This is a genomic window from Pseudomonas alcaligenes (assembly GCF_041729615.1).
Classification (GTDB): Bacteria; Pseudomonadota; Gammaproteobacteria; order Pseudomonadales; family Pseudomonadaceae; genus Aquipseudomonas; species Aquipseudomonas alcaligenes_B.
This window is the reverse complement of the sequence record NZ_CP154874.1, coordinates 617,740-630,131: the sequence shown is the minus strand read 5'-3', so window position 1 is coordinate 630,131 and position 12,392 is coordinate 617,740. Positions and strand designations below refer to the sequence as shown.

Genomic DNA, 12,392 nt, shown 5'->3' with positions numbered 1-12,392 from the left:
GGCCGGTACTCAGCGATAGGTGATGAGTTCCGGGGTCTTCAACAGCTCCAGGTGCACACGGCTGTTGAAGGAAGCCAGGGTTGCCTCGTTGCCGCGGAACTGCAGGCGCGACAGCGAAGTATTGACGATCTGCCAGTTGAGCTCGAAGGCTCGCTCCGCCGGTACGCCGGTCAGCAGGTGGAGCAGGGCGGTGATGGTGCCGCCGGAGGTGAACACGGCGATGTTCTGGCCGCGCTCTGCACGTGCCAGCAGGCGCTGCAGGCCGTCGCCGACGGTATCGACGAAGCCCTGCCAGGTCTCGTGGCCCGGTTCGTCGTATGCGCCGCTGACCCAGCGGCGGATGATGCGGGCGAACAGGTGCTGGAAGGCGGCGCGATTATCCTTCGGGTTGCGCAGGATGGTCAGCGCATCCGGCTCGTCCGGCAGTATGGCCGGCAGCAGGTTGCGGATCACCGCCTCGGCGTCGAACTCGTTGAAGGCCGGATCGATCTCCAGTTCCGGCGCGTTCATGCCGGCGGCTACGCAGCGTTGCAGGGCAGAGGTGGCAGTATGCTGCTGGCGGCGCAGACTGCCGCTCAGGCAACGATCCAGTCCGATGCCGAGCTGCGCCAGGTGATCGCCCAGTACTTCGGCCTGGCGCACCCCGAGCGGCGAGAGCACGTCGTAGTCATCGGCGCCGAAGGAGGCCTGGCCATGTCGAATCAGGTAGATGCTGCCCACGTCCGCAAATATCCCGGCGGGTTGAATTCTCGCGAGGGTATTGGCAGAGCTGGGCGCCTGTCAACGAAAAAACATACGCTTGTTTGAAATGCTCGGGATGGCCGACGCACGGCTTGCCGCGGTTGGCCGACAGGCTCTGGCGCCGGTATGCTGGGCAACGAGCGGGAGCCCGGATCGGCACCCGCGACAGAATAGACGAGGGGGAACCTGTGGAGTTTCTGTTGGATTACGCGGACTTCCTGCTCCGCACCCTGACCGTGGTGATCGCCGTCATCGCGGTGCTGCTGACCATCGCTGCGTTGCGCGGCAAGGGCCGAGGCAAAGGTAGCGGCCAGCTGCAGGTACACAAGCTCAACGACTTCTACAAGGCCCTGCGCGAGCGGCTGGAGCACGAGTTGCTGGACCGGGCGCAGCTCAAGGCCCAGCGCAAGGCCGAGGCCAAACAGGCCAAGCAGGAGAAAAAGGAAAGCAAGGAAGGGCTGAGCAAGCCGCGGGTGTTCGTGCTCGATTTCGATGGCGACATCAAGGCCACGGCCACCGACAGCCTGCGCCACGAGATCACCGCACTGCTGTCCATGGCCACGGCCCAGGACGAGGTGGTGCTGCGCCTGGAGAGCGGCGGCGGCCTGGTGCATGGCTACGGCCTGGCCGCCTCGCAACTGGCGCGTATCCGCCAGGCCGGCGTGCCGCTGACCGTGTGCGTGGACAAGGTGGCGGCCAGTGGCGGCTACATGATGGCCTGCATCGGCGACAAGGTGCTCTCCGCGCCCTTCGCCATCCTCGGCTCCATCGGTGTGGTGGCGCAGCTGCCGAACATCCATCGCCTGCTGAAGAAGCACGACATCGATGTGGAGATGCTCACCGCCGGCGAGTACAAGCGTACGCTCACCGTACTGGGTGAGAACACCGAGAAGGGCCGCGAGAAGTTCCAGGAAGACCTGGACACCACCCACGAGCTGTTCAAGAACTTCGTGGCCCGCTACCGGCCGCAGCTGAATATCGACGAAATTGCCACGGGCGAAGTCTGGCTGGGCGTCTCTGCACTGAACAAGCACCTGGTCGACGAGCTCAAGACCAGCGACGAGTACCTTGCCGAGCGTGCTCGCGAGGCCGAACTGTTCCACCTGCATTTCGCCGAGAAGAAGAGCCTGCCGGAGCGCTTCGGCCTGGCCGCCAGCGTCACGCTGGACCGCCTGCTGTTGAACTGGTGGAGCCGCTTCAATCAACAACGTTTCTGGTAGGAGTAAGTCATGACCACCTTCAAGGCTCTGCTGGTCAGCGAGGAGAACGGCACCTTCGTGCCCCGTGTGGTCGAGCGTGCCGTTGCCGATCTGCCCGCCGGCGAGGTGCTGATCCGCGTACAGTACTCCTCGCTCAACTACAAGGACGCCCTGTCCGCCAGCGGCAATCGCGGCGTGACCAAGGCCTACCCGCATACCCCGGGCATCGACGCCGCCGGCGTGGTGGCGGAGTCCTCGGCTGGCGAGTTCGCTGCCGGCGACGAGGTGATAGTCACTGGCTACGACCTGGGCATGAATACCGCCGGCGGCTTCGGCCAGTACATCCGCGTGCCGGCCGCCTGGGTGATCAAGCGACCCAAGGGCCTGTCGCTGCGCGAGGCCATGCTGCTCGGCACCGCCGGCCTGACCGCCGCGCTGTGCGTGGACAAGCTGGAGCAGGCCGGGCTGACCCCGGCCGCCGGCCCGGTGCTGGTCACCGGCGCCACCGGTGGTGTTGGCTCGATCGCCGTGGCCCTGCTGGCGCGCCTCGGCTACAACGTCGCGGCCTCCACCGGCAAGGCCGGGCAGGGCGAGTTCCTGCGCCAGCTCGGCGCGCAGCAGATAGTGCCGCGCGAGGAACTGCAGGAAGGCAGCGACAGAGCCATGCTCAAGGAGCGCTGGGCCGGTGCGGTGGATACCGTCGGCGGCGAGATCCTGTTCAATGTGGTCAAGTCGCTGCGCTACGGTGCCAGCGCCGCCTGCTGCGGCCTGACCGCCGGCATGGGCTTCAAGGGCAACGTCGCCCCGTTCATCCTGCGCGGGGTCAACCTGCTGGGGGTGGATTCGGTGGAGCTGCCGCTGGTGGTCAAGGCCTCCATGTGGGACAAGCTGTCCCTGCAGTGGAAGCTGAACAATCTGGAGAGCCTGGCCGAGGAGCTGAGCCTAGAGCAGCTGCCCAAGGCCATCGAGCAGATCCTCGCCGGCCAGATGGTCGGGCGGGTGCTGGTCAATCTCGGCTGAAACGTCGAGAGGGAGAAAAGGGCCCGGCACATGCCGGGCCTTTTCGTTTCACGCCTGGCTGACGTACATGGTGATCTCGGCGCGGAACACCGGGGTGTCCTCGACGTAGGCCACCACCGGCACCTTCAGGTCACCGGTCTGGCTCCAGTCGATGGCGCTGCCGTCGGCCACGGCGCGCACGTCGCCCTTGGCCTTGGCCAGGTATTCCACCGTCATGCCGCGCGGAATCCAGCGGTAGCCGGCCGGGATGGAGGCGTCGGTCATGGTGCCGGCGGCCAGCTCTGCGGCGTTGCACAGGGCGATGGCGTGCACGGTGCCGAGGTGGTTGAGCACCTCGCGGCGCTTGGGGAAGGTCACTTCGGCGTAGCCCGGGCGCAGCTCGACGAACTGCGGGGCGATGCTGGCGAAGTAGGGGGCGACCTGGCCGATCATGGTGCTGAACTGGGCGGGACCGACCTGCTGGTACATCTGCATCATCTGACTCATGGGGGCTCCAGAAAACAGTGGCATTGAAGAGAAGTGCGCGCCCAGGCAGTATACGAATATCAGAATTAAATTCTAGAAAATTATTCTAATCTTATCGGAGGCCCCATGGCCCGCCGTTCCCGCAAGGACGAAATCCTCCAGGCCGCCCTGGCCTGCTTCACCGAATACGGGGTCGACGCGACCACCATCGAGATGATCCGCGACCGCTCCGGCGCCAGTATCGGCAGTCTCTACCACCACTTCGGCAACAAGGAGCGGATCCTCGGCGCGCTCTATCTGGCCGGCACCGGCGAGTACGCGGCGTTGCTGGAGGCCGGCTTTGCCAGGGCCGACAGCGCCGAAGCCTGCGTCAAGCTGCTGGTGACCAGCTATATCGACTGGGTGGCGGCCAACCCGGACTGGGCGCGCTTCATCTTGCACAGTCGTGGCCGGGTCGAGGCCAGCGAGCTGGGCGAGGAGCTGCGCGAAGCCAACCGCGTGCACTTCCAGCGCATCTTCGAGGCCTTGGCCGGCTATCGCGCGCAGGGCCTGTTCAAGGTCATGCCGGCCGACTGCTTCGCCTCGGTGATCATCGGTCCGGCCCATGACTTCGCGCGCAACTGGCTGGCCGGGCGGACCCAGACCCAGCTGGCCGACTGCCGCGAGCTGCTGGCGCAGGTGGCCTGGGACTCGGTGCGGGCGCCACAGTAGCCGCACATGTAGCCCGGATGTAATCCGGGAGGCAGGCGACTCCGCTCCCGGGTTATATCCGGGCTATGTCCACAAACGAAAAAGCCCCGCAGTGCGGGGCTTTCTCATGCGGCCGAACCATCAGGCGCGGCGGCGGAACAGCGGCAGCGGCTGATCGGTGGAGGCCTGGTAGACCTCGGAGAACTCTTCGAAGGCCTTGAGCGCGTCGTAGGGGTCCTTGTCCGCACGCAGGGCGAAGGCGTCGAAGCCGACCCGCTTGTAGGAGAACAGCTGGTCGCGCAGTACGTCGCCGATGGCGCGCACCTCGCCCTTGTAGCCGTAGCGGTTGCGCAGCAGGTAGGCGGTCGAGCAGTGGCGGCCGTCGGTGAAGGCGGGGAAGTTCAGGGCGATCACCTGGAAGTTGTCCAGCTGGTCGGCGATCTCCTCGATCTCCTCGCCGGCTTCCAGCCACACGCCCAGGCCGCCGTCGCGGGCCTTCAGGGCATGCGCATGCTCGCGCCACAGGGCCAGCGGCACGATCAGGTCGTCGCTGTTGCTGATGCTGTCGAGGGTGGCGTCCGCCGGCAGCAGGTGCCAGGTCTCGTCTAGCACCTGGCCGTTCTTAATGATTCGCTGCATAGACGCGCTCCTTGAACGGGTCGATTCCGATACGGCGGAAGGTGTCGAGGAAATTTTCCTCCTCGGTGCGCTGCTCGACGTAGACCTTGATCAGCTTGTCGATCACGTCGGCCATTTCCTCCTGGGCAAAGGACGGGCCGAGGATCTGGGCCAGGCTGGCTTCGCGGCCGGCGCTGCCACCGAGGGACACCTGGTAGAACTCCTGGCCCTTCTTGTCCACGCCGAGGATGCCGATGTGGCCGACGTGGTGGTGACCGCAGGCGTTCATGCAGCCGGAGATGTTGAGGTCGATGTCGCCGATGTCGAACAGGTAGTCCAGATCGTCGAAGCGGCGCTGGATGGCTTCGGCGACCGGGATCGACTTGGCGTTGGCCAGGGAGCAGAAGTCGCCGCCCGGGCAGCAGATAATGTCGGTCAGCAGGCCCACGTTGGGCGTGGCGAAGCCCTGTTCGCGCAGCTCGCCCCAGAGGGTGAACAGCTGCTGTTGCTCGACGTCGGCGAGGATGATGTTCTGGTTGTGGCTGTTGCGCACCTCGCCGAAGCTGTAGCGGTCGGCCAGGTCGGCGATGGCGTCCAGCTGCTTGTCGGTGACGTCGCCCGGGGCGGTGCCGGTGGGCTTGAGCGACAGGGTCACGGCGACATAGCCCGGCTGCTTGTGGGCGAAGGTGTTGCGCTGGCGCCAGCGGGCGAAGCCCGGGTGCTGGGCGTCGAGGGCGGCCAGTTCAGCGTCCTGGTCGCTCAGGGCCTTGTACGCCGGGTCGACGAAGTGGGCGGAGACACGCGCCACTTCGGCTTCGGTCAGGGTGGTCGGGCCATCCTTGAGGTGGGCGAACTCGGCCTCGACCTTCTCGGCGAAGACTTCCGGGGTCAGCGCCTTGACCAGGATCTTGATGCGCGCCTTGTACTTGTTGTCGCGACGGCCGTAGCGGTTGTACACGCGCAGAATGGCGTCGAGATAGCCCAGCAGGTGCTGCCAGGGCAGGAATTCCTTGATGAAGCTGCCGACGATCGGGGTACGGCCCAGGCCGCCGCCGACCGAGACGCGGAAGCCCAGCTCGCCGGCCGCGTTCTTCACCGCTTCCAGGCCGATGTCGTGCACCTCGATGGCGGCGCGGTCGCTCACGGCGCCGTTGACGGCGATCTTGAACTTGCGCGGCAGGTGGGTGAACTCGGGGTGGAAGGTCGACCACTGGCGGATGATCTCGCACCAGGGGCGCGGGTCGACGATCTCGTCCTTGGCCACGCCGGCGAACTGGTCGGTGGTGGTGTTGCGGATGCAGTTGCCGCTGGTCTGGATCGCGTGCATCTGCACGGTGGCCAGCTCGGCGAGGATCTCCGGCACGTCTTCCAGCTCCGGCCAGTTGAACTGCACGTTCTGTCGGGTGCTGATGTGCGCATAGCCCTTGTCGTAGTCGCGAGCGATCTTGGCCATCATGCGCACCTGCCGGGACGACATCAGGCCGTAGGGCACGGCGACGCGCAGCATAGGCGCGTAGCGCTGGATGTAGAGGCCGTTCTGCAGGCGCAGGGGGCGGAACTCCTCGCCGGAGAGTTCGCCGGCCAGGTAGCGGCGGGTCTGGTCGCGGAACTGCTTGACGCGGTCCTCGACGATCCGCTGATCGTATTCGTCGTATACGTACATATTCGTCCTGTGGTTCAGGCTACTGCTTAGTCAGGCTGGAAAGGCATGTTTGGCGCACGGCAACGCGCTCTCTGGTGGAGCTGGGCGAAGATAGCAGTTCATTAATATGTGCAAAAGTGATGTTTATATATATGCACTTCACTAAAAGTGATAAAGGCTCGCCGCTTGTGACGGGGGACGCTCTGGTCTTAACTACCTTGGCGAACCACCCATAACCACAACAAAGGGGGCAGCATGAGTGAGCATTCCAGTTCGGATGACAAGGACAGCGTCGTCGACGCCTGGGCGATCTTCGCCCTGATCCTGATTGCCGTGAGCACGGCGGTGTTCTGGGTCAGTCAGCAGTAGGGCGTTCGGGGTTGCTGCGAGCCAGCGGCGAGTGACCGGCGCTGGCTTTTAATCCTCAAAGGCATCGGTTGATGGCAGTGTGCCAGGCCATCCTCTGTATAATGCGCCGCGCCTTTACTGAATTCGGATTCATCATCGTGTTCCCGCGTGTTCTCTGCATCCTCGCCTTGGCGTTGTTTTCCGGCCTGGCGCATGCTTCCTCCGTGCTGTTTCTCAACCCCGGTTTCTCTCACGAGCGCTTCTGGGTCAGCTACTCCCAATATATGCAGGATGCTGCAGGCGATCTGGGCATGCAGCTGGAGGTGCTGTATGGCGAACGCGATGCGAACAACATCCTGCGGCATGCCCACCAGATACTGCAGCGTCCGCGCAAGCCCGACTACCTGGTATTCGTCAACGAGCAGTATGTCGGCCCCGAACTGCTGCGCCTGTTCGCGGACAGCGGGGTACGCCTGTTCGCCCTGCACAGCACCCTGACACCGGAGCAGCAGGCGCTGGCCGGCGGCCCTCGTGGCAAGTACGCCAACTGGATCGGCAGCCTGGTGCCGAATGACGAGGAAGCCGGCTACCTGATGGCCAAGGCGCTGATCGCCCTGGCACCTAGGAGTGGTGCCGACCTGGTGGCGTTCTCCGGGGTGAAGAACACGCCCTCGGCCACCCTGCGCGAACAGGGCCTGCACCGCGCGCTGGCCGAGCACCCGCAGATGCGCCTGCGCCAGCTGCTGTACGGCGAGTGGAAAGAGGAGCGTGCCTACGAACAGGCACAGGCGCTGCTGCCGCGCTACCCGGAAGTCGAGCTGGTCTGGTCGACCAATGACGAGATGGCCTTCGGTGTAATGCGCGCGGCCAAGGAACAGGGGCGCCAGCTGCGTTACACGGCCCTGAACAACTCCCCGCGTGCCCTGCAGGCGCGTGTCGACGAGAGCTTCAGCGTGTTGGCCACCGGGCACTTCATCCTCGGTGGCTGTGCCATGGTGATGCTGCATGATCACTCGCGTGGGCTGGATTTCGCCGAGCGCGGTGGTCTGGAGCAGATGGCGCATCTGCTGCGGCTGGTCGATGGTCAGGAGGCGCGCAGGCTGCTGAATCGCCTGCAGCGCCCCGAGATCGGTCTGGATTTCCGGCGCTTCAGCGCCACGCGGCAACCGAAGATGAAAGGCTACGCCTGCTCCATCGACAGTCTGCTGCGCTGAGGTTGGCGCTGCCGCGGCGTCACTGGTCGCGGCGGAAAGTTCCCGCTTCCGGAGTTTTTTGCAAAAACTCCGGAGTCTTTCGCAAGAAGCGGTCATCCCCCTGTCACTAGAGTCCTGCATCCCGCATTCGGGGCCTGCGCTTGCGCTGCCTCGGGGCTGGGCTACACCGAAAGAACGGAGCACCGCTGCGGCCCCCCGAATCCGTGGGATTGCGCCTGTGCTCCGCTGTCGCTTCCGGGAGGGAAGCGGCGTGATGCGGCGCCGGCAGCGGGCGTCAGTCTTCCAAGTCAGGGCCGCACGACCCTGGCCTTCAGGCTCCCGCCACAAGCGGGCGCATTTGCCAACCCCGTCGCGGTCAACACTGCGGCCATAACAACAAGCGAGAGGGCATCCTCCCATGACAGCCAGTACCCCCATGCTGATCACGTTCGTGGTGTATATCGCCGCGATGGTGCTGATCGGTCTCATCGCCTACCTGCGTACCAAGAACCTGTCCGACTACATTCTCGGTGGCCGCAGCATCGGCAGCTTCGTCACCGCGCTGTCGGCCGGCGCTTCCGACATGAGCGGCTGGCTGCTGATGGGCCTGCCGGGCGCCATCTTCGTCGCCGGTATCTCCGAGAGCTGGATCGCCATCGGCCTGATCGTCGGTGCCTACCTCAACTGGCTGTTCGTCGCCGGCCGTCTGCGCGTGCAGACCGAGCACAACGGCAACGCCCTGACCCTGCCGGACTACTTCACCAACCGCTTCGAGGACAACAGCCGCATCCTGCGCATCTTCTCGGCGCTGGTGATCCTGGTGTTCTTCACCATCTACTGCGCCTCCGGCGTGGTCGCCGGTGCCCGCCTGTTCGAAAGTACCTTCGGCATGAGCTACGAGACCGCCCTGTGGGCCGGCGCCGCCGCCACCATCGCCTACACCTTCATCGGTGGCTTCCTGGCGGTGAGCTGGACCGACACCGTGCAGGCCACCCTGATGATCTTCGCCCTGATCCTCACTCCGGTGATGGTGATGATCGCCACCGGCGGCATGGACACCACCTTCGCCGCCATCGAGCTGAAGGACGCCACCAACTTCGACATGCTCAAGGGCGCCACCTTCGTCGGCGTGATCTCGCTGATGGCCTGGGGCCTGGGCTATTTCGGCCAGCCGCACATCCTGGCGCGCTTCATGGCCGCCGACTCGGTCAAGTCGATCCCGGCTGCCCGTCGCATCTCCATGACCTGGATGATCCTCTGCCTGGGCGGCGCCGTGGCCGTCGGCTTCTTCGGTATCGCCTACTTCCAGGCCAACCCGGCACTGGCCGGCCCGGTCAGCGAGAACCCGGAGCGCGTGTTCATCGAACTGTCGAAGATCCTGTTCAACCCGTGGATCGCCGGCATCCTGCTGTCCGCCATCCTGGCCGCGGTGATGTCCACCCTCAGCTGCCAGCTGCTGGTCTGCTCCAGCGCCCTGACCGAGGACTTCTACAAGGCCTTCCTGCGCAAGGGCGCCAGCCAGAGCGAGCTGGTCTGGGTCGGTCGCGCCATGGTGCTGCTGGTCGCGGTGATCGCCATCCTGCTGGCTTCCAACCCGGAAAACCGCGTGCTGGGCCTGGTGTCCTACGCCTGGGCAGGCTTCGGTGCCGCCTTCGGTCCGGTGGTGATCCTCTCCGTGCTGTGGAAGGGCATGACCCGCAACGGTGCCCTGGCCGGCATGATCGTCGGTGCCGTCACCGTGGTGGTGTGGAAGAACTGGATCGGTCTGGGTCTGTACGAAATCATCCCGGGCTTCATCCTGGCCACCCTCGCCATCGTCATCTTCAGCCGCATCGGCAATGCTCCGTCCAGCGCCATGCACAAGCGTTTCGACGAAGCCGAGAAGGAATACCAGGACGCCCATATCTAAGGGCAGCTACCCCCCCGCGCGGCTGGCCGGTCGTCCAGTCGCGCGTTCAGCCCCGCAGCGCCCATCCCTCATCGGGCGCCGCCGGGCACCACGCACGACCCGTTAGTGCTTTACGGCCCACACCTGCTGGTGATGGGCCGTTTTTTTGCCCGCGATTGCCAGGCGCCTGGCATAGAATGCGGCGCCCAGCCGCCAGCCACGAACACCATGACTCCCGCCGCCATCGCTACCCTGCAGCAGCACCTGAGCGTCGCCTTCGGCGACTTGCCGCATGAGGCCCGTCGCCTGTTTCATGGGCGTGGCCGGCAGTGGCCGGGGCTGGAGCAGCTCACCGTCGACTGGCTGCAGGGCGTGTTGCTGGTGACGCTGTTCCGCGAGCCGCAGGCGCAGCAGCTGGCCGATCTGCAGCGGATGCTGCGCGAGTTCGCCGCCTCGCCGGCCTGGCGCAGCAGCGCTGCCGGGCACCTGCTGCTGCAGCATCGCTACCGCGCCGACAGCGCCACCGAGTACCTGCAGGGCGAGGCCATCGACGGCTGCGAGATCGTCGAGGACGGCCTGCGCTACCGCCTCGACCTGGGCCGCAAGCAGAACAGCGGGCTGTTCCTCGACATGCGCCTGGGGCGCCAGTGGGTGCGTCGGCAGGCGGCCGGGCAGGGTGTGCTCAACCTGTTCGCCTACACCTGCGGTTTCTCCGTGGCGGCCATCGCCGGCGGCGCCGCGCGGGTGGTCAACCTGGACATGTCGCGCCCGGCCCTGAGCCGCGGCCGCGACAACCACCGGCTGAACGGCCACGAGCTTTCGCGGGTGAGCTTTCTCGGCCACGACCTGTTCAACTCCTGGGGCAAGCTGCGCCGCGAAGGCCCCTTCGACCTGATCATCGTCGACCCGCCGAGCTTCCAGAAGGGCAGCTTCATTCTCAGCCGCGACTACGCCCGGATCATGCGCCGCCTGCCGGAGCTGCTGACGCCGGCGGGGCGGGTGCTGGCCTGCTGCAACGACCCGGCGATCACGCCGGATTTCCTCATCGCCGAGATGGCCCGCGAGGCTCCGGCGCTGCGCTTTGTCGAGCGCCTGGCCAATCCGCCGGAGTTCGCCGACAGCGACCCCGATGCGGCGCTCAAGGCGCTGCTGTTCTCGGCCTGATCCGCGCAAAATAAAACGCCCCGCGGGTGCGGGGCGTTCGCTGAGGCGGCGGGCGCTTATTCCTTGACCTTCATGTCCAGCGACAGGTCGCGGGCGGCCTTGGTGGCGAGAATGCCCATCAATTGGCCGATCTCGTCCTGGCGGCTGGCACTGGCGCCGTTGCCGGCGCCGCCCATCATCACGCCCGGCACCGGTGCCTGGGAGGCGGCCTCGGCCCAGACCTTGTTGATCTGTACCAGGGCATCGAGCTTGGGCTGCAGGGCGCCGTCCGCCTCGATCACCGCCTTGCGCGCGTAGGCTTCGGCATCGGCGGTGATCTTGGTGGCATCGGCGGTGATCGCCGCCTTGTCACGCAGCAGCTCGGCTGTCTGCTTCTCGATCTCGGCGCGCTGCTTCTCGCGCTCGGCGTTGATCACGGCCAGCTGCTTCTCGGTCTCGGCCTGGGTGGTCTGTTCGATCTGGTCGCGCAGGGTTTCCTGGCGGCGGGCCTCGACTTCCTTCTCGCCGCGAGCGGTGACCAGCAGCTTCTCTTCCTCTTCCTTCAGGCGGTTCTGCCGGGCCACGGCCAGTTCGGCCAGGGCCTGCTGCACCTTGACCATGCGCTGCTTGTACTGCGGGTTGGGGTCGACGTTGGTGATGCGCGCCTCGACCACTTCCACGCCGTACTTGCGGAACTGCTGCTGCTTGCGCACCGGGATGCCCTTGTCGTCCACCACCTTCTCGGTGACGAACTGGCTGGCGTTGTTGTCGCCGAAGTTGCCCTGTTCGGTGCCGGCCTGGAGGATCGCGGTCTGGCTCGGCAGGTGGCCGCGCGGGCCGCGCACTTCCTTGCGCTTGATCAGGTACAGGCCGTCGTTGAGCTGGTTCTCGAACTCGGCGGCGAACTCGCTGCGGGCGCCGGCGTAGTAGTCGTCGGCGCTCATCAGCGAGGCGGTGGCCTGCAGGGTTTCCTTGATGGCCGGCACCAGCGCGGTCTTGATGAAGTTTTCCGGGTTGCGGTACTCCTGGGCGATCTTCAGGAACTGGTCGCCGCCGGGCAGGCGAAAGCGCGCCGAGGACTCGACCTTGGCGTCGACGTTGCCGAGGAAGACGATGGGGAAGGCCTCGATGGTGGCGCCCAGGCTGTCGTTGTCGCTGCTGTCGTCGATCTCGTTGCCGGCGATCAGCACCGACTGCACGCTCAGTGCCTTCTTCCAGGGCGTGGCGCGGCCGAACCACTTGGTGGCGTAGCCGACGTCGTCGACGATCTTCTCTTCGCCGAAGATGGTCCGCACATGGGTGGCGAAGCCGGCTTCGTTGTAGAAGAAAATGCCGTTGAAGCCGATGAAACCGATGGCGGCGACCAGCACGGGCACGCCGACGTACTTGAACAGGGATTTGGGGGCGGGGGTGGCGGGGATTTCCATGATCGATCCTTGACTGCG

Annotated in this window: 11 protein-coding genes; 6 read left to right on the top strand and 5 right to left on the bottom strand. The window is 65.7% G+C overall.

What is annotated here, in order from left to right; translation table 11 throughout:
• Nucleotides 1-9: 9 nt before the first annotated feature.
• A complete protein-coding gene (locus tag AAG092_RS03015; RefSeq protein ID WP_373388491.1) occupies nt 10-720 on the bottom strand; it encodes a histidine phosphatase family protein in 711 nt (236 codons plus the stop codon).
• 209 nt (nt 721-929) lie between these two features.
• Here AAG092_RS03015 and sohB point away from each other — a divergent pair, with 209 nt between their 5' ends.
• On the top strand, nt 930-1,961 hold the full coding sequence (gene sohB / locus AAG092_RS03010; RefSeq protein WP_373388490.1) for a protease SohB: 1,032 nt from the start codon (nt 930-932) through the stop codon (nt 1,959-1,961).
• Nucleotides 1,962-1,970: 9 nt separating this feature from the next.
• On the top strand, nt 1,971-2,960 hold the full coding sequence (locus AAG092_RS03005; protein ID WP_373388489.1) for a YhdH/YhfP family quinone oxidoreductase: 990 nt from the start codon (nt 1,971-1,973) through the stop codon (nt 2,958-2,960).
• A gap of 48 nt (nt 2,961-3,008) precedes the next feature.
• Here AAG092_RS03005 and AAG092_RS03000 read toward each other — a convergent pair whose 3' ends face one another.
• Nucleotides 3,009-3,446, bottom strand: coding sequence for a hotdog fold domain-containing protein (locus AAG092_RS03000; RefSeq protein WP_110682442.1), 438 nt, complete (start codon nt 3,444-3,446; stop codon nt 3,009-3,011).
• A 105-nt stretch (nt 3,447-3,551) separates the two neighbouring features.
• On the opposite strand from AAG092_RS03000, the gene AAG092_RS02995 reads away from it, so the two are divergent.
• Nucleotides 3,552-4,136: a TetR/AcrR family transcriptional regulator gene (locus tag AAG092_RS02995; protein ID WP_110682441.1), complete on the top strand. Its 585-nt coding sequence runs from the start codon at nt 3,552-3,554 to the stop codon at nt 4,134-4,136.
• A 120-nt stretch (nt 4,137-4,256) separates the two neighbouring features.
• On the opposite strand, the gene AAG092_RS02990 is transcribed toward AAG092_RS02995, so the two are convergent.
• Both AAG092_RS02990 and AAG092_RS02985 read right to left on the bottom strand, forming a co-directional pair.
• On the bottom strand, nt 4,257-4,754 hold the full coding sequence (locus AAG092_RS02990) for a DUF934 domain-containing protein (RefSeq protein ID WP_110682440.1): 498 nt from the start codon (nt 4,752-4,754) through the stop codon (nt 4,257-4,259).
• A complete protein-coding gene (locus tag AAG092_RS02985; RefSeq protein ID WP_373388488.1) occupies nt 4,738-6,396 on the bottom strand; it encodes a nitrite/sulfite reductase in 1,659 nt (552 codons plus the stop codon). The genes AAG092_RS02990 and AAG092_RS02985 overlap by 17 nt, the downstream gene beginning before the upstream one ends.
• Nucleotides 6,397-6,845: 449 nt before the next feature.
• On the opposite strand from AAG092_RS02985, the gene AAG092_RS02980 reads away from it, so the two are divergent.
• The 3 genes from AAG092_RS02980 to AAG092_RS02970 all read left to right on the top strand — a co-directional run bounded on the left by AAG092_RS02980 (nt 6,846) and on the right by AAG092_RS02970 (nt 10,968).
• Nucleotides 6,846-7,937 (top strand): ABC transporter substrate-binding protein, encoded by a 1,092-nt coding sequence (locus AAG092_RS02980; protein ID WP_373388487.1) that lies wholly within the window; start codon nt 6,846-6,848, stop codon nt 7,935-7,937.
• A gap of 397 nt (nt 7,938-8,334) precedes the next feature.
• Nucleotides 8,335-9,825, top strand: a complete 1,491-nt coding sequence (gene putP / locus AAG092_RS02975) for a sodium/proline symporter PutP (RefSeq protein ID WP_110682438.1) — start codon at nt 8,335-8,337, stop codon at nt 9,823-9,825.
• A 207-nt stretch (nt 9,826-10,032) separates the two neighbouring features.
• Nucleotides 10,033-10,968 (top strand): class I SAM-dependent methyltransferase, encoded by a 936-nt coding sequence (locus AAG092_RS02970; RefSeq protein WP_373388486.1) that lies wholly within the window; start codon nt 10,033-10,035, stop codon nt 10,966-10,968.
• Between the two features lie 56 nt (nt 10,969-11,024).
• Here the strand turns inward: AAG092_RS02970 and AAG092_RS02965 are convergent, their stop codons facing one another.
• Nucleotides 11,025-12,374: an SPFH domain-containing protein gene (locus AAG092_RS02965; protein WP_110682436.1), complete on the bottom strand. Its 1,350-nt coding sequence runs from the start codon at nt 12,372-12,374 to the stop codon at nt 11,025-11,027.
• Between the last annotated feature and the right edge of the window lie 18 nt (nt 12,375-12,392).

What these genes read in the sequence shown, in the direction of transcription:
- AAG092_RS03005 (WP_373388489.1), top strand. Translation starts at nt 1,971, where the DNA reads ATGACCACCTTCAAGGCTCTGCTGGTCAGCGAGGAGAACGGCACCTTC.
- AAG092_RS03000 (WP_110682442.1), bottom strand. Translation starts at nt 3,446, where the DNA reads ATGAGTCAGATGATGCAGATGTACCAGCAGGTCGGTCCCGCCCAGTTC.
- AAG092_RS02995 (WP_110682441.1), top strand. Translation starts at nt 3,552, where the DNA reads ATGGCCCGCCGTTCCCGCAAGGACGAAATCCTCCAGGCCGCCCTGGCC.
- AAG092_RS02990 (WP_110682440.1), bottom strand. Translation starts at nt 4,754, where the DNA reads ATGCAGCGAATCATTAAGAACGGCCAGGTGCTAGACGAGACCTGGCAC.
- AAG092_RS02985 (WP_373388488.1), bottom strand. Translation starts at nt 6,396, where the DNA reads ATGTACGTATACGACGAATACGATCAGCGGATCGTCGAGGACCGCGTC.
- AAG092_RS02980 (WP_373388487.1), top strand. Translation starts at nt 6,846, where the DNA reads ATGCGCCGCGCCTTTACTGAATTCGGATTCATCATCGTGTTCCCGCGT.
- putP (WP_110682438.1), top strand. Translation starts at nt 8,335, where the DNA reads ATGACAGCCAGTACCCCCATGCTGATCACGTTCGTGGTGTATATCGCC.
- AAG092_RS02970 (WP_373388486.1), top strand. Translation starts at nt 10,033, where the DNA reads ATGACTCCCGCCGCCATCGCTACCCTGCAGCAGCACCTGAGCGTCGCC.
- AAG092_RS02965 (WP_110682436.1), bottom strand. Translation starts at nt 12,374, where the DNA reads ATGGAAATCCCCGCCACCCCCGCCCCCAAATCCCTGTTCAAGTACGTC.